The sequence below is a fragment of the Photobacterium sp. genome (assembly GCF_057456235.1).
Genome location: NZ_JBVCPH010000011.1, coordinates 66,356 through 90,068, shown reverse-complemented (window position 1 = coordinate 90,068; position 23,713 = coordinate 66,356). Strand labels below are relative to the sequence as shown.

19 protein-coding genes are annotated in these 23,713 nt (G+C 48.3%); 15 read left to right on the top strand and 4 right to left on the bottom strand.

Annotation, left to right across the window (positions count from 1 at the left end; genetic code table 11):
• Window positions 1-332: 332 nt before the first annotated feature.
• Window positions 333-1,760, top strand: coding sequence for an alanine/glycine:cation symporter family protein (locus AC2204_RS13545; protein ID WP_318926192.1), 1,428 nt, complete (start codon window positions 333-335; stop codon window positions 1,758-1,760).
• 120 nt (window positions 1,761-1,880) lie between these two features.
• Window positions 1,881-2,660 (top strand): peroxide stress protein YaaA, encoded by a 780-nt coding sequence (gene yaaA / locus AC2204_RS13540; RefSeq protein WP_318926190.1) that lies wholly within the window; start codon window positions 1,881-1,883, stop codon window positions 2,658-2,660.
• A 98-nt stretch (window positions 2,661-2,758) separates the two neighbouring features.
• Here the strand turns inward: yaaA and srmB are convergent, their stop codons facing one another.
• Both srmB and AC2204_RS13530 read right to left on the bottom strand, forming a co-directional pair.
• The gene (gene srmB, locus AC2204_RS13535; protein ID WP_318926188.1) at window positions 2,759-4,030 is read right to left on the bottom strand and encodes an ATP-dependent RNA helicase SrmB; all 1,272 of its coding nucleotides are present in this window, start codon (window positions 4,028-4,030) and stop codon (window positions 2,759-2,761) included.
• A 219-nt stretch (window positions 4,031-4,249) separates the two neighbouring features.
• A complete protein-coding gene (locus AC2204_RS13530; protein WP_318926187.1) occupies window positions 4,250-4,987 on the bottom strand; it encodes a tRNA1(Val) (adenine(37)-N6)-methyltransferase in 738 nt (245 codons plus the stop codon).
• 423 nt (window positions 4,988-5,410) lie between these two features.
• On the opposite strand from AC2204_RS13530, the gene brnQ reads away from it, so the two are divergent.
• Window positions 5,411-6,718 (top strand): branched-chain amino acid transport system II carrier protein, encoded by a 1,308-nt coding sequence (gene brnQ / locus AC2204_RS13525; protein ID WP_318926186.1) that lies wholly within the window; start codon window positions 5,411-5,413, stop codon window positions 6,716-6,718.
• A gap of 73 nt (window positions 6,719-6,791) precedes the next feature.
• Here brnQ and fldB read toward each other — a convergent pair whose 3' ends face one another.
• Window positions 6,792-7,313: a flavodoxin FldB gene (gene fldB, locus AC2204_RS13520; RefSeq protein WP_318926185.1), complete on the bottom strand. Its 522-nt coding sequence runs from the start codon at window positions 7,311-7,313 to the stop codon at window positions 6,792-6,794.
• Between the two features lie 187 nt (window positions 7,314-7,500).
• On the opposite strand from fldB, the gene xerD reads away from it, so the two are divergent.
• From xerD to hypE, 12 genes are all read left to right on the top strand, one after another.
• A complete protein-coding gene (xerD, locus tag AC2204_RS13515; protein ID WP_318926183.1) occupies window positions 7,501-8,397 on the top strand; it encodes a site-specific tyrosine recombinase XerD in 897 nt (298 codons plus the stop codon).
• A gap of 152 nt (window positions 8,398-8,549) precedes the next feature.
• Window positions 8,550-9,272, top strand: coding sequence for a bifunctional protein-disulfide isomerase/oxidoreductase DsbC (gene dsbC / locus AC2204_RS13510; protein ID WP_318926181.1), 723 nt, complete (start codon window positions 8,550-8,552; stop codon window positions 9,270-9,272).
• Between the two features lie 158 nt (window positions 9,273-9,430).
• Window positions 9,431-11,155, top strand: coding sequence for a single-stranded-DNA-specific exonuclease RecJ (recJ, locus tag AC2204_RS13505; RefSeq protein WP_318926180.1), 1,725 nt, complete (start codon window positions 9,431-9,433; stop codon window positions 11,153-11,155).
• 267 nt (window positions 11,156-11,422) lie between these two features.
• Window positions 11,423-12,521 (top strand): peptide chain release factor 2 gene (gene prfB / locus AC2204_RS13500; protein WP_318926178.1). Its coding sequence is split into 2 segments (ribosomal slippage): window positions 11,423-11,497 and window positions 11,499-12,521, totalling 1,098 coding nucleotides; the frame shifts between segments, so codons are not numbered across the junction.
• A gap of 33 nt (window positions 12,522-12,554) precedes the next feature.
• A complete protein-coding gene (gene lysS, locus AC2204_RS13495; RefSeq protein WP_318926177.1) occupies window positions 12,555-14,063 on the top strand; it encodes a lysine--tRNA ligase in 1,509 nt (502 codons plus the stop codon).
• 366 nt (window positions 14,064-14,429) lie between these two features.
• The gene (locus AC2204_RS13490; RefSeq protein ID WP_318926176.1) at window positions 14,430-15,770 is read left to right on the top strand and encodes a sigma-54-dependent transcriptional regulator; all 1,341 of its coding nucleotides are present in this window, start codon (window positions 14,430-14,432) and stop codon (window positions 15,768-15,770) included.
• Between the two features lie 196 nt (window positions 15,771-15,966).
• Window positions 15,967-18,288, top strand: coding sequence for a carbamoyltransferase HypF (gene hypF / locus AC2204_RS13485; protein WP_318926174.1), 2,322 nt, complete (start codon window positions 15,967-15,969; stop codon window positions 18,286-18,288).
• Window positions 18,289-18,510: 222 nt separating this feature from the next.
• Complete coding sequence (gene hypA / locus AC2204_RS13480; RefSeq protein ID WP_318926172.1) at window positions 18,511-18,885, top strand: hydrogenase maturation nickel metallochaperone HypA; 375 nt, start codon at window positions 18,511-18,513, stop codon at window positions 18,883-18,885.
• A gap of 2 nt (window positions 18,886-18,887) precedes the next feature.
• Window positions 18,888-19,898, top strand: coding sequence for a hydrogenase nickel incorporation protein HypB (gene hypB, locus AC2204_RS13475; RefSeq protein ID WP_318926170.1), 1,011 nt, complete (start codon window positions 18,888-18,890; stop codon window positions 19,896-19,898).
• On the top strand, window positions 19,898-20,188 hold the full coding sequence (gene hypC / locus AC2204_RS13470; protein WP_318926169.1) for a HypC/HybG/HupF family hydrogenase formation chaperone: 291 nt from the start codon (window positions 19,898-19,900) through the stop codon (window positions 20,186-20,188). The genes hypB and hypC overlap by 1 nt, the downstream gene beginning before the upstream one ends.
• 2 nt (window positions 20,189-20,190) lie before the next feature.
• On the top strand, window positions 20,191-21,306 hold the full coding sequence (gene hypD / locus AC2204_RS13465) for a hydrogenase formation protein HypD (protein ID WP_318926168.1): 1,116 nt from the start codon (window positions 20,191-20,193) through the stop codon (window positions 21,304-21,306).
• 3 nt (window positions 21,307-21,309) lie between these two features.
• The gene (hypE, locus tag AC2204_RS13460; RefSeq protein ID WP_318926167.1) at window positions 21,310-22,323 is read left to right on the top strand and encodes a hydrogenase expression/formation protein HypE; all 1,014 of its coding nucleotides are present in this window, start codon (window positions 21,310-21,312) and stop codon (window positions 22,321-22,323) included.
• A 228-nt stretch (window positions 22,324-22,551) separates the two neighbouring features.
• Here hypE and AC2204_RS13455 read toward each other — a convergent pair whose 3' ends face one another.
• Window positions 22,552-23,586: an NADP(H)-dependent aldo-keto reductase gene (locus AC2204_RS13455; RefSeq protein WP_318926166.1), complete on the bottom strand. Its 1,035-nt coding sequence runs from the start codon at window positions 23,584-23,586 to the stop codon at window positions 22,552-22,554.
• Window positions 23,587-23,713 lie beyond the last annotated feature (127 nt).

Here is a 23,713-nt window from a genome sequence, read left to right as displayed (position 1 = left end):
ACACAAACAACCTTTCCGCTCAAAAAGTAAGCACAATCAGTATTTTGTATAAAGAAGTGTTTAGAGTGCTTCTTATCAACTGTTGGGTTAGGCTCTAAAACGGAATGAGGAATAAATTACAAGAAAGGCATACAGTTAAGTTATTATGTTCACTTCAAATATTGCTATTATCAACTTAAATTCATATTTTCTTGTGCCATTTGTTTCGTGCTACAGAACACACATTTCTTCACTGCATCATAAGAACAGCGACTACTCATTTTATTGTATCTGGCTCGTGAAATGACCGAGGAGATGCAGCTTGTTGACGATTTTTAAGAGGGGGGGTTGCTGTGGCAAGCCAGATTAATTTTTTTAACGATCTGTTGTGGGGCTCAGTACTCATTTACCTCTTGGTTGGTGTGGGCATTTTCTTTACCTATCGCCTGGGGTTTATCCAGTTCAGGCATTTTGGTCATATGTTCAAAGTGATGAAAAACAGCCGCAGATCAGATAAGGCGGGTATCTCCTCTTTTCAGGCACTTTGTACCAGTCTGGCGGCTCGGGTCGGAACGGGAAACATGGCTGGTGTGGCCGTGGCGCTTACTTTAGGTGGTCCAGGAGCTATATTCTGGATGTGGCTGATCGCAATGCTGGGCATGGCCACGGCATTTGCCGAGAGTGCCCTTGCCCAGCTGTATAAAACCCGTGACGATGACGGTAACTACCGCGGAGGGCCTGCTTATTACATGGAAAAAGGCCTCGGTATGCGCTGGATGGGGATCGTTTTTTCGATTTGTCTCATTATTGCATTTGGTCTGGTATTTAACTCGGTACAAGCCAATTCCATTACTCTGGCGATGAATGTCGCCTTTGGCTGGAACCCGACGTATATGGGCGTGGTTCTGGTCGTGATGACGGGCGCGATTATTTTTGGTGGTCTGCGCACCATTGCGCGGACGGCTGAAATTTTAGTTCCGGCGATGGCGTTATGTTACCTGGTATTGGCGCTGTTTATTATGTTCAGCAATATCGAGAAGTTGCCGGAGGTACTGTCGCTGATTTTCCGCAGTGCGTTTGGCCTGGAAGAGGCGGCGTCAGGCGCACTGGGTTATAGCATTGCTCAGGGGATGATCAACGGCCTGAAGCGTGGATTGTTCTCAAATGAAGCGGGTATGGGGTCTGCACCGAATGCTGCGGCATCTGCAACGCCGTATCCGCCGCATCCGGCTTCGCAAGGCTATGTTCAGATGCTGGGTGTTTTTATGGACACGATTGTGATCTGTTCGGCGACCGTCGCGATTATCCTGATGTCTGGCGAGTATGTTCCGCATGGTGAAATTACCGGTATAGAACTCACTCAACGTGCGTTAAGTGCCCAAGTAGGCGGTTGGGGGGCAATCTTTATCGCGGTGGCTATTTTCTTTTTTGCGTTTACCTCTCTGGTGGCTAATTATTCGTATGCCGAAACCAACCTGATCTTCTTAGAGCATAATCATAAAGCGGGTCTGACTATTTTCCGCCTGGTTGTACTGGCTATGGTGATGTTCGGTGCGGTAGCCGATCTGCCAACCGTGTGGGCGATGGCGGACGTGTCGATGGGAGTGATGGCAATCATTAACCTGATAGCGATAGTACTGTTGTCCGGAACGGCGGTTAAGCTGGCGAAGGATTACAATAAACAGCTAGCGCAAGGAAAGGTGCCGACATTTAACAGTAAAGATTACCCTGAGCTGCATGCCCAGCTGGAAGAAGGGATCTGGGATCAGGACAATCGGTGATAGGTTAAGCTTATTGGAACAATACCTAAAGTCACGCGTCAATGCGTGGCTTTTTTTATCGATGATGATAATCTCATATTACACCAATCGGGATTATCATCCGTTAAGGAACAAAGCCTTATGTTAATTGTGGTCTCTCCTGCCAAGACACTTGACTATGAATCGTCTCTGGCGACCCAAACTTATACCCTGCCTGAACTGACGGATCACTCAGCAGAGCTCATTGATGTGTGTCGTAAGCTGACACCCGTGGACATTGCAAGCTTGATGAAAGTGAGTGATAAAATTGCCGGCCTGAACGCCGCTCGTTTTGCTGAGTGGCAGCCGGAGTTTACGATGGATAATGCCCGCCAGGCTATTTTGGCGTTCAAAGGTGATGTCTATACCGGTCTTGATGCGCAGACCATGAATGAAGATGATTATGCTTATGCCCAGCAGCACCTGCGGATGCTCTCGGGCCTTTATGGGTTATTGCGGCCTCTGGATTTAATGCAGCCATACCGTTTAGAAATGGGGACCAAGCTGGCCAATGCCCGTGGTACTAATTTGTACCAATTCTGGGGCGATATTATTACCGATAAACTCAATGCTGCATTGGCAGAGCAAGGCGATAATATTCTGATCAACCTGGCATCGAACGAATACTTTAAAGCGGTAAAAATCAAAAAATTGGATGCACAGCTAATCACTCCGGTATTCAAAGACTGCAAGAATGGTAACTATAAGGTTATTAGTTTCTATGCCAAGAAAGCTCGTGGCATGATGGCTCGTTATATCATTGATAACCGTATCAAATCAGTCGATGAGCTTAAGCAGTTTGATGTGGCTGGCTATTACTTTGTTGCTGCGGAGTCGACTGATAAAGAATTGGTGTTTAAGCGCGAAGAGCCAATGAAATAAAGCGTGAGCAGGCAATAAAGGACTGATTGGTAAAAGAAAGGCAGGGTATTCACCCTGCCTTTTTGGATCTCGTGCTTTTAGAAGCGGTAACCGAAGGATTACGCTTCTTTTTTGCTATCAGTCTTTGGCTGTGAGGCTTTTTTTTGCTTTTTCGCCGCTTTCTTTTGCTTCGCGGCTTTAAGCTTTTTATCGACTTTAACTTTTTTCTTTTTCACTGTTTTCGTTTTCTTGCTTACAGGTCGCAAGCCATTGATAAAACGCTCAGGCACTTCTTCTTTCATGTAACGGCCCACACGTTCGATCATGGCTTGATCATGTGCCTCAATCAAAGAGATCGCGGTGCCTTTTTTACCGGCACGTGCCGTACGACCAATACGGTGCAAATACACATCAGAAGTACGAGGCATGTCGAAGTTAATAACATGGCTAATATCAGGCAAATCGATACCACGGGCTGCAACATCTGTTGCCAGTAAGACGTTCACTTCACCATCACGGAAACGAGCAATCGCGTTGTTACGTGACAGCTGCGCCATCTCCCCTTGGATCCAGCTGCATTTGATGTTCATTGCGGCAAGCTGATCGCGCAACTCGCCAAGACGCTCACGCGTTTTGATGAACACAATACTGCGTTCGGCCTGGTGCTTCAGAATGTTCTCAAGCAATGCCAGTTTGTGGCCCATGTCATCACAACGCAGGTATAACTGATGAATCTTCTTGCGCTCGCGACGTGAAGGCTCAGAGTCAATTTCTACAGGCTCAGTCAGAATCGTTTCAGAGAACTCACGAACACCCTTACCTTCCAGCGTGGCAGAAAACAGAAGGCTCTGGCGACGCCAGCGACACTCATGGTTGATACGCTCAACAATCTTCGTGAAGCCCATGTCCAGCATGCGGTCAGCTTCATCTAAGATTAAGCATTCGATGGCACGGCAATCAAAGCGCTCACTCTCGATGTATTCCATGAGACGACCGGGGGTTGCTACAACAAGATCCTGGGTTTTACCCAGAAGTTCTGCGTGATCGTCGTACGAAATGCCACCGGTGATGGTGAAAATATTCAGCTTGGTGTGTTTCGCCAGGGCACGAGCGTGATCTGCCACCTGAATCGCAAGTTCACGTGTTGGGGTCAGAATTAATACACGTGCAGGACCTGGCTTCTTACGTGGGAAATCAAGTAAGTGCTGGATCATCGGCAGAAGAAATGCGGCGGTTTTTCCGGTACCTGTTGGAGCGGAAGCCAATACATCTCTACCGTCCAGGGCGTGAGGGATAGCCTGCGCCTGAACTTCTGTCGGGCGGGTATAACCGATTTCTTCAATCGCGTGTAATAGTGCGCTATCTAACTCTAATTCGGAAAAGTCTTTCACCAGTCATCTCTCCTCGGACAAGACCAATTCCAATAACAATCGCCACCTCTTTTCCGGTGCAGGATAGTGGATCGATCATTAGTGGTATTCATATAAGGGGCGGCATTATAGAGATAATTGCCGCAAGTATCACCGATTAAAGCATAAAAACTTTAGGAACAATTCATCTCATTGCCATTTTTGATGATCTCTTTATTTATAACTTGCTCTGTCCGTGGCCTATAGCTTCAGATAAAAGTCACGGGTAAGGGCAATGAAATCAGAGGAGTACTGGCCGCGGTCATGAATGCAAAGTTGTTCTTCCTGATAGGTTTCGTCTGCGATTGTCCGAGCGCATCTTACTGGTGATAGTGCGATCAGCAGTCGGCTGGCCGGTTTCTTCTCGGTACTTTTGACGGCACACAAACGCTGGCAGTGTAAGCCATATGCTGCTACTGACTGTAGCAGCTGACGCCCTTCATACTCCGGCAAAATGAGACTTGCTGCTCCCTCGGTGGTTAGCAGGTGCTGGATGGTAGTGAGCAGGACGTCATGGCTCAGGTTATCGGTATGTCGTGCTGTAGCACGGGCCTCGCAGTCTGCCTGCAGCCCCGAATTAAAGTAAGGGGGATTACAGATAATCGCATCGACACTGTGCGCTGGCTGAGTGGCCATCCAATGTACAATATCCTGCTGTATGCAGTGTAAGCGGGCAGGCCAGGGGGAAGCGGCGAAGTTGTGCCTGGCCGCTTTTGCGGCAGCGATATCTAGCTCGATAGCAGAAATGGTGCAGGGCAGTGCCGCGGTACGCTGGGCTGCCATTAATGCAAGCAAGCCGCTGCCCGTGCCAATATCTACGATCTGCCCCTGCCGAGGCAGTTCGGCCCATGCCCCCAGTAGTACGCCGTCAGTACTCACCGGCATGCCGCAGCCGTCGTCATCGACGTGAAACTGTTTAAAAGTAAAACCTTTTGCCATTAGACCTCCTGATATCCCCAAACCATCTTGGTGTGCGGTGTTCTCTCTGAGCACGGCATTTTGAGGTGGCTTGGGTATAAAGGAGCATTATAGCGACAGCTAATACTGGCAGCCAAAAAAGAAATGAACATTTAAATTTGTTGAATTGTTGTTAAATAGGGATAAATGCTATTTCTTATCTTTTACATTAGCCAATAATGCTGGGTTTTAGTTCTGATTGCGAGCTTCATATTGGTTCGATCTACTGGTTTTTAAGGTGCTACGCCAAAGAATGTGGTGTTTTTTGCTGTAAGGTTGCTAATTGTTCTCTTTTTCTTCATTATGCTGCGATAAATGTCACATTAAGAAACAAATATCGTGTGGCGTAAGACTATAAAAATGCATACACATCATATAATCAGATAACGAGTGGGAAGGTGCAGTTTGAATAAAACACTCAAAGTAACAGATGTTTTGGCGTTAGGTTTTATGACCTTCGCATTCTTTTTAGGAGCGGGTAACATCATATTCCCTCCTCAGGCGGGTCAACAAGCAGGGGATCATTTATTACCTGCGATGCTTGGCTTCCTTTCAACAGGTGTGAGCTTACCGCTTATTGCCATCATTGCTGTGGCAGTGGCTGGTGGTTGGAAAGGGCTGACTCAAGATTTACCTTCAAAGGCGGCAACGCTGCTGGCGGTATTGATTTTCATCGTGATTGGTCCGGCATTTGCCGCACCTCGTGCTGGTCTTGTAGCTTACGAGATGGGTGTGAAACCGTTTATTGCAGATGCCGGACAGCTTAGCCTAACTATTTTCTCTATTGTCTTTTTCGCTATTTCGCTGTTCCTTTCTCGCTCTCGTGGCAACCTGGTTGATCTGGTGGGTAAGTTCCTGACACCTATTTTGTTTATTGCACTTGTTGCATTGGCAGTGGCCGTCGTGATTAACCCGCAAGATGCTATTGAAGCGGCAAAAGGCGATTACGTTGAAATGCCATTTATTAAAGGCTTCGTTGAAGGCTATAACACACTAGATGCCGTCGCAGCATTGCTGTTTGGCATGGTTATTGTTGATGCCGTTCGCAGCAAAGGTGTGACAGACGAAGCCGCGACACGTAAATACCTTATCAGCGCGGGCTTGATTGCTGCTGCGGGGCTGGCTTTTGTTTATGTATCACTGTTCTATCTTGGTGCTACCAGTGTTGAAATCGCTGCGAATGCTTCGAATGGGGGGGACATCCTAGCGATTTATGTTGCTGCACTGTTTGGCCCGGCCGGACAGATGATTTTGTCATTAATCGTTCTGCTGGCTTGTTTGACAACAGTTGTTGGCCTGATAAGTGCGTGTTCTGAGTACTTTTCGACGCTGACAAGCTGGTCATACGAGAAGTGGGTAACGGTACTGGCTGTGATTTGCTGCGTCGTGGCCAATGTTGGTCTGAACCAGCTGATCAAGATTTCATTGCCTGCGTTGTTTGCCCTGTATCCGATTGCAATGGCTTTGGTTATTCTGACTTTCATTCGTCGTTGGTTACCTAATCCGGTGTTGTCATACCGAGTGGTAATGTTGGTGGCCTTGTCCTTCAGTATGATTGATGCGGCTAAAGTGTCTGGCTTTGATGTCACAGCATTCAAAATTATTCCGTTATTTGATTACGGCATGGCATGGTTGCTTCCAACCACGATTGCGCTGGTAATCACTCGCTTTGTGGGTGGCAAAGCCATTCAAGCAGAGCGTCAGACGGCTTAATTCATTCTTCGCCAAACAAAAAAACGGGATGCCATGGGCATCCCGTTTTTGTTTGGATTGGTTGTCTGGAGGGTTATAGCGAGTCGCTGTACTCAATCAAAATTTGTTCACACCATTGAGTAATGCGTTCATCGCTCATTTCATACTGGCTGTCTTCATCAAGGGCCAGGCCAACAAAGAACTGCTTATCTTCTGTTAACGCTTTCGATGCTTCAAATTGGTAGCTATCATTATTTGGCCAGTAACCGACAACGTTAATACCGGCTGGCAGCAATTTGTCGTGCAGTATGCCCATCGCATCCTGGAACCATTCGGTATAGCCTTCTTGATCGCCGAGGCCGAAAAACGCAACGGTTTTGCCCGCCAGGTGCAGACCGTCAAGCTGAGTCCATACCGCTTCCCAGTCTTCTTGCAACTCACCAAAGTCCCACGTTGAAATGCCAAGGATCAGCATGTCAAAGCGATTCATGTCGCTAATATCCGCTTCTTTGATGTTATGCAGTTCAATCAGCTCGTCCCCGATACAGTCGCGGATTTTCTCTGCCGCCATTTCGGTATAACAGGTGGTCGAGCCGTAGAAGAGGCCAATTTTCATGCTGATAATCCAGTTGGTTTTTGCGATGGCAGAGAGTTTACCTAGCTTCGCATCCGGACACTATATTTTATCTCCATTTAGCGTCTCTGACCGTAACATGACAAGTTACTTTTTATCTCAAATAGACTACCATGGCTAAAGTACTGTATTTATATCCATATGTTTTTTGAGTGGTTTAGAGGCTGTTGTGGAAAACGACGAAATTATCATTGAGCGCTTTCTTGATGCGATGTGGATGGAACGTGGCTTGTCGGAAAACACGTTGACATCCTACCGTAATGATTTAATGAAGCTGTACAAGTGGATGGAAAACCAGCGTCTGAGTTTGGTTGCTGTTTCTGTCGATGATTTGCAGCGCTACCAGCAATGGCTGTTTGATGCTGATTATATGCAGACATCCCGTGCCCGTATGGTGTCTGCCATTCGCCGCCTGTTTCAGTATTTATATCGCGAGAAGCTGCGTGATGATGATCCGAGTGCAATGATGGTAAGCCCAAAGCTTCCCAAGCGTTTACCGAAAGATCTCAGTGAAGAGCAGGTGGATGCCTTGCTGGATGCCCCCGATCCTAACGATCCGGTAGAATTACGCGACAAAGCGATGCTCGAGCTGCTCTATGCCACAGGGCTGCGGGTGACTGAATTAGTGAGCCTGACGATGGAGAGCATCAGTTTACGCCAGGGCGTTGTGCGGGTGACGGGTAAAGGCGATAAAGAGCGGCTGGTACCGATGGGCGAAAATGCGGTTGACTGGATTGAACAATTTCTGACCAGCGGCCGGCCTCAGTTGCTCGGTGAAAAAAGCTCCGATGTCTTATTTCCCAGTAAGCGGGCAAGACAAATGACCCGGCAGACATTCTGGTATCGTATTAAGCACTATGCCGTACTGGCAGGCATTGATAGTGATAAGCTTTCACCTCATGTGATGCGCCATGCCTTCGCGACCCATTTGTTAAATTACGGGGCGGATCTACGGGTTGTTCAGATGCTATTGGGTCACAGTGATTTATCAACGACGCAGATCTATACTCATGTAGCGACGGAGCGATTGAAACAGCTTCATCAAACTCACCATCCCCGCGCTTAATTTCAATGGCTTAGGTGAAATTGCTTTACTGTTAGAGGACGAATACATATAAGGTTACTTGGGTATTCATAGTTCCTGTGAACTTTGAAAGTATTTCGAACTCTTACAGGTCTTACTCTCTAACTCATAATAATGCTTAAGGAAATAGTCGAATGCACTTTTTTGGCCGTACGTTACTTGCTACAGCTGTTGCGTTTACCGCTTTTACCGCAATGGCAAAGCCTGACAATGCTGCAATTGAAATGAAATTGAGCGCGATTGGCTTAGCACCAAGCTCTATTTCGCCGTCTCCGGTTTCAGGCCTGAATGAAGTCGTGACTGAACGCGGTATTGTCTATGTTTCTGACAATGGCAGTTATTTCCTTGCCGGTCATCTGTATCAGAATGATGGTGCAGAGCCAATGAACCTGACTGAGCAGAAGATGGCGAAAATCAACAAAGACAAACTGCAGGGCATGGAAGATGAGATGATCATCTACCCGGCCAAAAATGAGAAATATGTGGTGACTGTCTTTACCGATACCAGCTGCGGTTATTGCCGTAAACTGCACAATGAAATGCAAGCGTATAATGATGCGGGTATCACCATTCGCTACCTCGCTTTTCCTCGTGGCGGTGAGCGTTCAGGCAACTTTGGCCAGATGAGTGCGGTTTGGGGGGCGAAGGATCCCGCAAAAGCGATGGACGAGGCGAAGAATGGGAACTTTGACGAAAGCGGTATTACGCTTCGCGAAGATCTTGTTCGTAAGCATTATCAGCTGGGTGTGGCAATGGGCGTCAATGGTACACCGGCGATGGTATTGGAAGATGGCACTATGTTGCCAGGTTATCAGCCAGCCGCCAGATTGCGCCAGATGCTAGACAGCCGCAGCTGATTTTGAGTTTGCTCGATAGCGAGATTCGCGCAATATAGAAATTTAATGCCCGCGACCTGACGGGATCAGGTCGCGGGCTTTTTTCATGGCTTGTGCCGTGAATTGAGATAGAATGCTATCCATTCAGCCCCCCCAAAGTATGCCAGTAATTAGCTAATATGATTGAAATCAAGCGCCGACCTCAAGCCGGGATATCCGGTTTTTCCAATACTGTCCCCCCCCTGTTACAACGCATTTACGCCAGCCGGGGAATTCGCTCGGAAGCGGAGTTAGAACGCAGCGCGAAAGGATTGCTGAGTTATGAGCAATTGTACGGTATTGCGCCGGCGGTACAGTTACTGGTGAAGGCCCTGGCTGACAATCGACGTATCATTGTGGTCGGTGATTTTGATGCCGATGGCGCAACCAGTTCCGCCCTGTCGGTGTTGGCATTACGAATGCTTGGCTGTAACAACGTTGATTACTTAGTACCGAACCGATTTGATGATGGCTACGGCCTGAGTCCTGAGGTCGTTGAGCAAGCCGATGCCCGTGGGGCCGAATTAATCATGACGGTGGATAATGGAGTGTCTTCGATCTCTGGTGTTGCCGCGGCCAAAGCCAAAGGCATCCAGGTGCTGGTCACCGATCACCACTTGCCTGGCAGCGTATTGCCAGACGCCGATGCTATCGTTAACCCTAACTTGTATGAATGTGAATTTCCGTCAAAAGCACTGTGCGGGGTTGGGGTCGCCTTTTACTTGATGCTGGCGCTGCGGGCTGAGTTACGTAAGATCAACTGGTTTGCTGAGCAGGGCATTGCTGAGCCGAACTTAGCCGAACTGCTAGATTTGGTGGCTTTGGGTACGGTGGCGGATGTGGTGGCCCTGGATGGCAACAACCGTATTCTGGTCCATCAGGGCTTGCAGCGTATCCGGGCGGGAAAATGTCGTCCGGGTATTCAGGCGTTGATAGAAGTCGCCAACCGTGATGCTTCACGCTTAGTCACCAGTGATTTAGGGTTTGCATTGGGGCCGCGAATCAATGCCGCCGGGCGATTGGATGACATGTCGTTCGGGGTTGAGTTGCTAATGTGTAACCATATCCAGGCGGCACGGCGAATGGCGTCTGAGCTTGATGCCTTGAATCAGACCCGCAAAGAAATTGAACAGGGTATGAAGGAAGAAGCCCTGGCAATCTGCGAGCGCCTCAAATTCAACCAGCAAGAGATGCCCTATGGTTTAGCGCTGTTTCAGCGTGACTGGCATCAGGGCGTGATTGGTATTCTGGCTTCCCGTATTAAAGAGTTGTACCACCGTCCGGTGGTTGCATTTGCTGACGCCGGTGATGGCGAAATTAAAGGTTCTTGCCGTTCAATCCCCGGTCTTCACATGCGTGATGTACTGGATCTGATTGACACCAAAAATCCGGGCATGATTTTAAAGTTTGGTGGCCATGCCATGGCGGCAGGCTTGACGATCCCGGCAGAAAAGCTGGCCGCCTTTAGCGAAGCTTTTGATTTGGCGGTACGTAACGAGTTGGATGAAGATGCGCTAAAAGGGGTGTTGTTAACCGATGGCGAGTTGGCCAGTCATGAGCTGAATTTGGATACCGCAGAAATCCTGCGGGCTGGTGGGCCGTGGGGACAGCAATTTCCGGAGCCGTCATTTGATGGCATGTTCAGGTTATTGCACCAGAAGCTGGTCGGGGGTAAGCACCTTAAAATGATGGTCGAGCCGCTCAGTGGCGGCAGTGTGATTGATGCGATTGCTTTCAACATTGATCTGAAGCGCTGGCCTGATGCGTCAGTACAGCAGATCCGGCTGGTCTACCGTCTCGATGTCAACGAATACCGTGGCAACCGCAGTGTTCAGTTGATGATAGAACACATGGCTGCGATGTAAGGCCCAGGAAAGTCTAACCGCTAAGGCGAGACAGAAGACGGTCCCGCCTTTCAGCTATATTGAGTGAAAATGCATAATTAGTGATCCTTTGCGGATTTTATTGCCACCACCGGATGTGGATAAATAATTGCAACCGGGCTACGAATCTCTTTTTGTGATCTGCTTAATAAAATAAATTCATCGATAACCTTTCTGCGCCACTGTATATTCTATCTACAATTCGATAGAATCCTTCCGTTATGTCCATTTCGGCGGTGAAGAGTGGCAATGTTCGAGATTAATCCTATTAAAAACCGACTTGAGGATGTATCAGCACGTACTGACATTCTTAGGGGGTACCTTTGACTATGATGCTAAGAAAGAGCGTCTGGAAGAGGTAAATGCAGAGTTAGAACAACCTGAAGTGTGGAATGAGCCAGAACGTGCTCAAGCTTTGGGCAAAGAACGCGCGGCATTAGAAGCTGTGGTCGATACTATCGATCAATTGGATCAAGGCGTTGAAGACGTTGAAGGTCTGCTTGAATTGGCGGTGGAAGAAAACGACCAGGAAACCTTCGATGAAGTCGATTCAGAGCTGGCAGAGCTGGAAACGAAGCTAGAGAAGCTGGAGTTCCGTCGGATGTTTGCCGGTGAGCATGATGCGTCTGACTGTTATATCGACCTGCAAGCAGGTTCCGGTGGTACGGAAGCGCAAGACTGGACGTCGATGATGCTACGCATGTTTTTGCGCTGGGCGGATGCCAAAGGCTTCAAAACTGAAATTATCGAAGTGTCTCCAGGTGATGTGGCGGGTCTGAAATCGGCAACAGTCCGGATCAGCGGCGAATACGCCTATGGCTGGTTGCGGACAGAAACCGGTGTTCACCGTTTAGTGCGTAAGTCACCGTTTGATTCCGGTGGTCGTCGTCATACCTCATTTGCATCTGCGTTTGTGTATCCTGAAATTGACGACAATATCAGCATTGACATCAATCCGTCAGATCTGCGTATCGATGTATACCGAGCCTCGGGTGCGGGTGGTCAGCACGTAAACACCACCGAATCGGCGGTACGTATTACCCACGTACCAACCAATATTGTCGTGCAGTGTCAGAATGACCGTTCTCAGCACAAAAACAAAGATCAGGCGATGAAGCAGTTGAAAGCAAAACTGTTCGAGTTTGAGATGCAAAAGCAAAATGCTGAGAAGCAAGCCAGTGAAGACTCGAAGTCTGACATTGGCTGGGGCAGCCAGATCCGTTCATACGTCCTGGATGATTCCCGCATTAAAGATTTACGTACAGGGGTGGAAAATAGAAACACCCAAGCTGTACTTGACGGCGATTTAGACCGTTTTATTGAAGCCAGCCTGAAATCAGGTCTTTAACCGAATTTGGTTACAAAATTAAAGGGTCAACCCATGACTGATCAATTACAAGATGAAAATAAGCTGATTGCTGAACGTCGTGCGAAGCTAGAAAAAATTCGCCAACAGTGTCAAGCAAATGGCCACCCGAATGATTTCCGTCGCGACAGCCTGGCTGCCGACTTACAGGCTGCATTCGGTGACAAGACAAAAGAAGAGCTGGAAGAAGCCGGCAACGTTGTCGCGATTGCGGGCCGTCTAATGGCCAAACGAGGCCCGTTCCTGGCTATTCAGGATGTTTCTGGCCGTATTCAGGCATATGCAGCGAAAGATGTTCAGCAAGAGCTGAAAGAAAAGTATTCAGGTTTAGATATCGGTGACATTATCGGTGTTAAAGGCCAACTGCATAAGTCAGGTAAAGGTGATCTTTACGTGAATATGAGTGAGTACGTGCTGCTGACTAAAGCGTTGCGCCCGTTACCGGAAAAATTCCACGGTCTGACTGATCAGGAAATGCGTTACCGTCAGCGTTACGTCGATCTAATCGTTAATGAAGACTCACGTAACGCCATGATGATGCGTTCAAAAGTCGTGAGTGCGATTCGCCTGTTCATGACCACGAAAGGTTTCATGGAAGTGGAAACGCCAATGATGCACGTGATTCCAGGTGGTGCATCAGCGCGTCCATTTATCACACACCATAATGCATTAGATATCGATATGTACCTGCGCGTGGCTCCAGAGCTATACCTTAAGCGCTTGGTGGTCGGCGGCTTTGAGCGCGTGTTCGAAATTAACCGTAATTTCCGTAACGAAGGTCTGTCACCTCGTCATAACCCTGAATTCACCATGATGGAATTCTACATGGCGTATGCTGACTATAACGATCTTATGGATCTGACCGAAGAGATGCTCAGCAGCATTGCGATTGATCTGTGTGGCTCACCAAAATTACCGTATGGCGATGAAATAATCGACTTTGGTGGCCCGTATACTCGTATGAGCATGCTGGACGCGGTGAAGCAGTATAATCCGGACAATGCAACGATTCAGGCGCTGACTTACGAGCAGGTCAAAGATCGTGACTTAATGGCAAATATCGCAAAAGAGCTGCATGTCGAAGTCGAACCCTTCTGGACATGTGGCCAGCTGTTAGAAGAGATCTTTGGCGAAACGGCCGAACCTCAGTTGCTTCAGCCTACTTTCATTACTGAATACCCAGCCGACATCTCGCCGCTGGCGCGTCGTAATGATACCAACCCATTCATCACGGATCGTTTTGAATTCTTTGTTGGTGGCCGTGAAGTGGCAAATGGTTTCTCTGAGCTTAACGACGCAGAAGATCAGGACCAGCGCTTTAAGGCGCAGGTTGATGCGAAAGATGCCGGTGATGACGAAGCAATGTTCTATGATGCCGATTACATCACGGCACTGGAGCACGGTCTGCCACCGACTGCGGGCCAGGGCATTGGTATTGACCGTCTGGTCATGCTGTTTACTAACACCCATACTATCCGCGACGTTATTCTGTTCCCGGCGATGCGTCCACAAAGCAACAATTAATTGTTGTCTTAATCGCGGTTATTTTGAAGGCCACCATTAGGGTGGCCTTTTTTATTGCTAGCAACTTGCTGACTTCTGCTCCATATCGTCAACACAAAGTGTTGTTACCAGAGACCAATTTTTGCTGTCAGGCCCCTGATTTTTATGAAATAGCATGAAGCTTACCGCGATTTATACTAAATGAGTTGCATTTGTTTTATTGTGCCATATATCATCAAGTTATTAGTGGCACTGTATATTATACCAACCACGGAGTAACTGAACGCGCTTAATACCTTGGTTCGCAGCAGTGATCGGGGGTTATTTGTCGGACGGTTCGCTCGATCATTTAGGGCTGACGGTTAACCGATTGAAGGGCGATATAGGATGAGGAGAGATTTAAGTACGGGATCTGCACCTGGAGCACTGGTTGTTTTGGGCGGGATTGAGGAACCATGGTTAGCTTCACTGGAGCAAGCCGGTTGGTCATGCCATCGCTGTTATGATCTCAGAGCGGCAGAGTCTTTGTTACTGGATCTTGGTCCTTGTATAGGCGTAATTGATCTGAGCCAGGATGATTTTAGCCTGCAAGGGATAGCGGCACTGGTGAACCGCAATAAGCAGGTTCGCTGGCTTGCGATGGTACGTGAAGAGCAGCTGGACTTCGGGGCGATTAGCCAGTTTATCGTCAGTTTCTGTCTTGATTATTTTACTTCGCCGGTACCGGCTTCCCGGTTGCAGGAAACGATCGGGCATCAGCTGGGTATGTTGCAGCTTGAACGTAAGGTCTGGCCTCAGTTAGGTCAATTGGGTCAGCAGGGATTGCAGGGTACAACCGATGTAATGAAAAAATTACGCAACCACGTTAAACGGATGGCGATGACGAATGTGCCTGTTTTTATTCAGGGCGAGATCGGAACCGGAAAAGAGTTAGTTGCCCGTGCTATTCATCAGGCCTCAACCCGCGCTAAATATCCCTTCATTCAGTTGAATTGTGAAGCCATCAGTGCCGTATGGCAAAATGAAGCGGCTGTTATGGCAAGTGACAAAGATAAAGGGCAGTGCTGTTTTGCTGCCGCCGATCAAGGCATATTGTACCTCCATGATATTTCAGCTCTAACGGATGCCAGGCAACAAGAGCTGTTATTATTCCTGCAAGATGGAATGTTTACCGCCCCTGACGGTCAGCAGATCCAAGCGGATATCCGGCTGATTGTCTCCACGAACTACCCGGTAGAAGCATTAGTGGCCGAAGGTAAACTCCGTCAGGACTTGCTCTATCGCCTTAATGTACTGAGTTTAACCGTACCATCATTGCGTGAGCGGGGATCTGATATTTTGTTGCTGGCTGAGCTCTTCTTACTGAAGTTTGCCCGGCAATATAACAGTGCAGCGAGGCAATTTTCTGCAGACGCGCAAAAAATGCTGCTCAGTTATCCCTGGCCAGGCAATGTACGGGAATTGATCAGTCAAATGAAACGGGCAGTTTTGCTGACTGAGCAACCGTGTATCGAAGCCGATCATCTCGATATCCCGCGCTTTGGCGATGATAAGCAGAGTCTTAAGAGGATCCGCGAAGAGTCGGAGCGAAGCGCGCTACTGGCCGTATTAGAAAATAATAAAGGTCAGATCTCGGCGGCCGCCCGTGAGTTAGGCATTTCCCGTGCGACCATGTACCGACTGCTGAGCAAGCATGATCTGGACTCTGCCCAGAGAAATTTCCGTTGATACCGTTTCTAATTTTAATGGAAGCGGTTATTGCGTCGGGAATAGCTTATCGTAAGCATCTGTAAGATGCGTTTATTCGATCTGGATTTCTGTTAATTGGTGCCCTTACAAGTGGCACATTCTTCTATTCTGTGCTTACTTTGCCGTGATTTTATCTTATGATTAAATTTTGTACTTTTTGGGTTAATGAAAATGAATGGACAAGCAATGCGATAAGCCTGATCCAGGCATAGAGATCCGAGTTAAAGGCAGGGTTCAGGGGGTGGGTTTTCGCCCTTATATCTGGCAAATAGCACAAGAGCTGGCGGCTGTCGGCCATGTATTAAATGACAGTAAAGGGGTGCTGATACGCTTAGCTCCGACGACGGATGTGGCCCTATTTCTCCAGTTAATCCGGGATCGCTGTCCGCCGTTGGCTTTTATCGAAAGTGTTGAGACGGCGGTTTATCACTGGCTGGAGATCCCTCACGGCTTTGAGATCATTGCGTCGCAGCAAGTCGAGATGGAGACTCAGATCATCCCCGATGCGGCAACGTGTAAAGCGTGTCAGCAAGAGCTTTTTGATCGGCATGATCGCCGCTACCGCTATCCATTTATAAACTGTACTCATTGCGGTCCCCGTTTCACTATTATCTCTGCCATGCCTTATGACAGACCTTCGACAACGATGGCTGGCTTTCCTCTTTGTGATTGCTGTTTAACCGAATATAAAAATCCGGCCAATCGCCGTTTTCACGCCCAGCCTGTAGCGTGCCCTGTCTGTGGTCCGGTTATGTGGCTGATTGATCAGCAAGGAGATCAACATACTGAAGATGCGCTTTTACTAGCCGCTCAGGCTATTGAGCAAGGTAAAATTGTGGCGATGAAAGGTCTGGGGGGCTTTCACCTTGTCTGCGATGCCGGCTCTGACCAAGCGGTTAGTAAATTAAGGGAGAGAAAGCGCCGTCTGACCAAGCCGCTTGCGGTCATGGTGCCCGACTTAGCCTGGGCGAGCCAGATTGCGGAAATGAATGAACATCAAACTGCTCTGCTGGTATCCAGTGCAGCCCCGATTGTTTTAGTGACCAAAAACAAACAGTCTGTCGATTATATCTCAAGTCAAATTGCCCCCGGATTGGTCGAAGTCGGCTTGATGTTACCGGCTAACCCACTGCAGCACTTGTTAGCAAAGCAACTGGCAATACCGGTTGTGATGACATCGGCTAATGCGACGGGGTATCCGCCCGCGATGACCAACCAGCAAGCTTTATCTCAGCTCTCAGAGATTGCCGATCTCTTTTTATTGAATAATCGTCCCATAATACAAAGAGCAGATGACTCGCTTGTTCGGGTTAATGGGCAGAACCAATTAGAGATGCTGCGTCGAAGCCGAGGTTATGTCCCTAATGCGGTACCCGTTCCCGATGATTTTCCGTCCGTTAACAAGATATTAGCCGCTGGTGGTGATTTGAAAAACAGTTTTGCCTTCGGGCGGGATAACGATGTCATTGTCAGTCAGTTTTTTGGTGATCTGGAACAAATTGAAATTCAACAACAGTACTTGCAAAGTCTTGACCACTTTACGGAAGTGTATAACTGGCAGCCGGAAAGGCTGGTTATAGACTGCCATCCCTATTATTCAACTCGCTTACTTATTCAGGCCCATTATCCGGAGGTTCCCGTCAGTCAGGTTTTTCATCATCATGCACACGTGGCGGCGTGTCTGTTTGAGCATGGTTGGACGCTTTCGGATGGAAAAGTATTAGCACTCGCATTGGACGGTATCGGAGTGGGGCCGAATAAGGCGCTATGGGGGGGGGAAGTACTCCTGGCTGACTATCAAGACTGCCATAAATTGGGGGGACTGCCTGAATGCCCACTTCCTGGCGGTGATATGGCAGCGAAACAACCCTGGCGAATCTTACTTTCTCAGCTTGAAACATTTATACCAGAGTGGCAAGAGCATATAGGTATTACCCTATTTCAGGACAAACCCTGGCCGTTATTATTGAAAGTGATCCAACAAAAAACGTATGCACCGGCTACCAGCTCTGCCGGACGTTTGTTTGATGGCGTAGCGGCATCTCTTGGAATTTGTTTTGACCAGATTAACTATGAAGGAGAGGCGGCTTGTCAGTTGGAAAGTCTGGCATGGCAGGCTGATACGTTTCGTTTAAACGAGCAGTTAGATATACCATTGAACAATAAAGGCAATTCATTGAATTTAAATGTCTTTTGGTTGCAGTGGTTTAAATTAAATTGCTCAAAGGAACAAAAAGCCTGGTTGTTTCATGACGCTCTTGCTCGCGCTTTTGTCAAACTGGTATTGATGAAAAGTCGAGAACATAACATTACGACATTAGTTTTGACCGGAGGTGTTTTCCATAACCGGCTCTTAACCAAGCTGGTGATGAGTCACTTTGATAATCGCTTGAATATATTACAGCCCAGTCTTTTTTCATGCGGTGATGGTGGCCTAGCATTAGGACAGATAGCCATAGCGGCTGTGGATAATAACCGTTCAAGTTGTTCTCTTTAATAACAAATAACGGTCATTTTTCCAAAGGCTTATTTTTAGATCATTCCATGCTCATTTCGCTTTTATTTTAAATTAACGTTTTTCATCAACGTTTTATTTTGTATGGATCCCATCGCTTAGCTAAGCTTCTTCTAACAGCAAGTTGAAACTCGGGCTACCGACCTGTGAGTCTCTATTGGTCGCCGTATACGATCCTGGCGCGGGGTTTGTGAGCCTCCTTTTGTGGGAAGCAACGTATTAGTCTGGGGCAGTCAGATGCATGAAATGTCATTATGCCTCGAAACAGTCAAATTATTAGACCAGCAGGCACATATCAAGGGATTTCGGAACGTCACCGCGGTTTGGTTGGAGGTCGGTGCCTTATCTTGTGTGGATCCGGCAGCATTGCAATTTTGTTTTGCATTTGCCGCGAAAGACTCCGTTGCGGCAAATGCAAAACTGCATGTGATCTGTCAACAAGCGATAGCGTGGTGTCTTGACTGCCGGCAAGATGTTGAAATAGCGCAGCGCGGTGATAGTTGTCCGCATTGTAAGGGCTATCAGCTGACAGTGGCCCAAGGTGACGCTTTGCGTATCAAAGAAATTGAGGTGGAATAAAAATGTGTAGTGTTTGCGGCTGCGGCGAGCCCCGTATAGAAGGGGAGCAACAAGGTGAGCATCATGTTCACTCTGATCATCACCGTGATCACCACCACCATGGCCATGATACGGCTCAAGATCGTGGCAATGAGCAAAGAACGGGATCGGACTATGGAGCAGGACAAACTGTCGTGATCCACCATTACCATCATCAGGGCGATGTACACCATCACCATCACCATCACTATCATGGCGCTGCTCAAGAAAATTCGACGGCCGTAGAAAAACAGGCCGGCCATTCTCACGAGCTAGCACCGGAGCACTCGGTACAAGGTGATCTGCATTATGGCAAGGGCGAAGCGGGCACACATGTTCCCGGACTCAACCAGCGTCAACTTATTCAAATAGAGATGGATGTCCTGGGTAAAAATGATCAGCTGGCAGAGCATAACCGCGAACATTTTTCCGCGGCCCGGCAATTAGTGCTTAACCTTGTATCTAGCCCCGGTTCAGGGAAAACAACATTACTGGCCGAGACGCTCAAGCAATTGCGACAACGGCGGGCGTGTGCCGTCATTGAAGGTGATCAGCAGACAACGCATGACGCCGATCGGATCCGGGCCACAGGGGTACCAGCCATTCAGGTTAATACCGGCAAAGGGTGTCACCTTGATGCGAAAATGGTACATGATGCATACCACCAGCTTTCCCTGGATAACGAAGGGATCCTTTTTATTGAAAATGTCGGCAACCTGGTTTGCCCGTCAAGTTTTGATCTTGGTGAAAACTACAAAGTTGCGATTTTATCAGTCACGGAAGGTGAAGATAAGCCGTTGAAATATCCTAATATGTTTGCCGCTTCCCCGCTGATGATCATCAATAAAATCGATCTCCTCCCTTACGTTAGTTTTGATATTGATAACTGTATTGCAAATGCGCGCAGGGTGAATCCTGATATTCAGGTGATCCCGCTGTCAGCCACCACCGGTGAAGGAATGAGTGCCTGGTTTAATTGGCTGGAGACGGCCTGATGTGCTTAGGGATCCCGGGCAAAATTATTGCACTCGATGAGCATAGCCAGACGGGGGCGACAATCGACGTTTGTGGTATTAGTCGCAGGGTCGATATTTCCTGTCTGTTAGCGCCCGGCATTTCGCCTGAGCAACTTATCGGACAGTGGGTTCTTGTTCATGTCGGGTTTGCAATGGCAGTGATTGATGCACGGCAAGCGCAGCAAACCTTACAGGCATTACAGTCAATGCAGGCACTTGAGCACGAAATTTCAGATTTTAGCCAGCTTGATAATCAGAAACGGAAATAATAATGCAACTTGTCGATGAGTTTCGTGATCCCCTGTTGGTTAAAAAAGTCGTTGAGCATATTAATGCTGTTTTTGCCGAGCTTGCTTATAGCCGTGAGCGCCCTTTGCAAATAATGGAAGTCTGCGGAGGACATACCCACACCATTTTTAAGTTTGGTCTTGATCAGCTCTTACCTGACGGGATCGAGTTCGTACACGGCCCGGGTTGTCCGGTTTGTGTCTTGCCGATGTCACGGTTAGATGACTTTATGGCGTTAGGTGGGGCGGAAAAGACGATTTTATGTACTTTTGGTGATGCAATGCGAGTTCCCGCAACCAATGGCTCTTTACTCGATGCCAAAGCCCGCGGGTATCAGGTCAGGATCGTCTATTCGCCGCTTGATGCATTGAGCATTGCTAGAGAAAACCCGGATCATGAAATTATTTTCTTTGCCCTGGGCTTTGAAACGACGATGCCGTCGACCGCGATGACGCTTAAACAAGCCAAACAGCAGGGGGTGACTAATTTTAGTCTTTTCTGTCAGCACATTACTATTGCGCCGACATTGAAAGCGCTGCTTGAACAGGCTGATATCCGCATCGATGGTTTCTTATTGCCCGGCCATGTCAGCATGATTGTGGGCTCGGAACCCTATCAGTTTATAGCTCGCGATTTTTATAAGCCTTCTGTCATAACGGGGTTTGAACCGCTGGATATTTTGCAATCAATCTTAATGCTATTGGAGCAGTTCCGTGATCAGCGTTGTGAGATCGGAAACCAATATCAACGTGTGGTTATCAAGCAAGGCAACCCCGTGGCTCTGAAAGCGATGGCAGAGGTGTTTACCGTTAAGCACTCAAGCCACTGGCGTGGCTTGGGACATATCGCTGATTCCGGCATTCAATTGACCCCGGATTATGCTGATTTTGATGCTGAGCAAAAATTTACGATTGATCATTCCACGGCCGTCGAGCCTGAAGCATGTCGTTGCGGGGATGTGTTAACCGGGCGCTGTAAACCTTATGACTGTCCGTTGTTTGGAAAGCGGTGTACGCCGACCAATGCCATTGGCGCGTTGATGGTTTCCTCAGAAGGCGCTTGCGCGGCCTATTATCAATATCGTCTAGAGACCAATTAGCTAATGAGTGGATTAATAACCCTTGCCCATGGCAATGGCGGCGGGGCAATGCAACAGCTTATTCAGGATGTTTTCGTCCAGAGCTTCAGCAATACCGAGCTGGATAAGCAAGAAGATCAGGCCCGGATCTCGATTTCTGAGTTACAGCAAACAGGTGACCGACTGGCATTTTCCACCGACTCTTATGTTATAGACCCGATTTTTTTTCCGGGAGGAGATATAGGTAAAATTGCGGTATGCGGAACGGCAAATGATGTCGCCATGAGCGGTGCAAGGCCGGAGTACCTATCATGTGGTTTTATCTTAGAGGAGGGATTGCCGATCGCGGTACTGAAGCGGGTGGTGCAATCGATGGCTGATACCGCCGCTCAGATCGGGATTAAAATCGTGACGGGGGATACCAAGGTTGTCCCTAAAGGGGCGGCAGACAAACTGTTTATCAATACCTCAGGCCTTGGCGTGATCCCGCAAGGGATTGATTATGGCGCTGATAAGATCCTGCCCGGCGATCAGGTGATTGTCTCCGGAACCATTGGCGATCATGGTGCCACCATCTTGAACCTGCGTGAAAATCTGGGGATAGAAGGGAGCCTGAGCAGCGACTGTCAGTCCTTATATCCGCTTGTCGCTGCCCTCAAGAATATTCAAGGGGTAAGAGCGTTACGCGATGCAACCCGCGGCGGGGTTAATGCGGTACTGCATGAGTTTTGCGCGAGTTCTGGCTGTGGTATTACGGTCTCTGAGAGCCAGTTACCGATTTCCAGCCAGGTACGTGGTATCTGTGAGCTGTTGGGGCTGGATCCGATTAACTTCGCCAATGAAGGAAAGCTGATTGCGGTGGTGACCAAAGAAGATGCCAAGGATGCTTTAGCCGCAATGAAGACCACGGCAGAAGGGGCGAATGCGGCCATTATCGGGCAAGTCAACGATCAGCGTCGGGTGACGCTTTCAGGTTTATTTGGAGGAACACGACGGCTAGATCTTCCCTCATTTGAACCGCTGCCCAGAATTTGCTAAGTCACGAACAGCAACTCAGAGCGAAGACTTCGTGCATAGCGCTAAAAGTCTTCAGGATGGTTACAGGCTCGAGCGACGCCGGCTGAGCGTAAAGGTTATCTTCTAAGGCGAGAATATCTTTTCAGATCAGTTACGTAATCCTAGTGCCCCACACTCTTGTTTAATGAGTGGGGCACCATAACCATCGAATGGAAACTACTTAGTATTCTGAACTTAACGCAACGACTATTATGGGCACGGGTTAGAATAGCGGATTCCGGCTTGTTCCAAGTCGCTCAACACTTCTTCGGTCAGGTCAAGATCGATACTGGCAATATTGGCTTCCAGCTGAGTCAGGGTCGTTGCCCCGATAATATTAGAGGCAACAAAAGGACGCTGATTGACAAAAGCCAATGCCATTTGGGCGGGATCCAATCCGTGCTTGTTGGCAATGTCGACATAGGCTTGTGTTGCGGCCACGCCTTGCGGGTTGAAATAACGAGAGAAGCGCTCAAATAAGGTGCAGCGGGCACCTTCAGGACGAGCGCCATGCAAGTATTTACCGCTGAGTGTACCGAATGCCAGCGGTGAATAGGCGAGTAGTTCTACTCCTTCATGGTGGCTGATTTCAGATAAGCCGACTTCAAAACTACGATTCAGCAAGTTATAGGGATTTTGGATAGTGACGACGCGTGGTAAATCGTGTTTAGCGGCCAGGTTCAGATAAGACATCACTCCCCAAGGCGTTTCATTTGAAAGGCCGATATAGCGGATCTTACCGGCACGGACTAACTCAGCCAGCGCATCAAGGGTATCAGCCATCGTGACACCAGAATGATCTTCTTTGTATTGGTAGTTTAACTGGCCAAAACAGTTAGTTTCACGTTGTGGCCAGTGCAGCTGATACAGATCGATATAGTCGGTTTGTAACCGGTTGAGACTGGTTTCGACGGCATCGTGAATATTCCGGCGATCAAGTGCCATATTGTCACGGATATAAGGCAGGTTGCGAGGCCCTGCGACTTTTGTCGCGAGAATAACTTTATCGCGTTTTCCGGATCGTTTTAGCCAGCTGCCGATGTAAGTTTCCGTCAGCCCCTGAGTCTCAGACTTCGGCGGTACGGGGTACATTTCGGCGGTATCGATAAAGTTGACCCCGCGCTCGAAGGCAAAATCAAGCTGGTTATGCGCATCGGCTTCCGTGTTCTGTTCACCAAATGTCATCGTACCCAGGCATATCTTGCTTACTTCCAGCGAAGAGTGGGGGATTTGATGGTATTCCATGAGCCCTCCTTGGACTGTCAGTCATATCTTGCAGTAATAACATAGTCATGGGGCTCTGAAAAGGTAGCAGTTCGATGTATTGTGGCTTCTTGGCCATGCGGTGTAGGGAATGTGACGGGTAACTTGA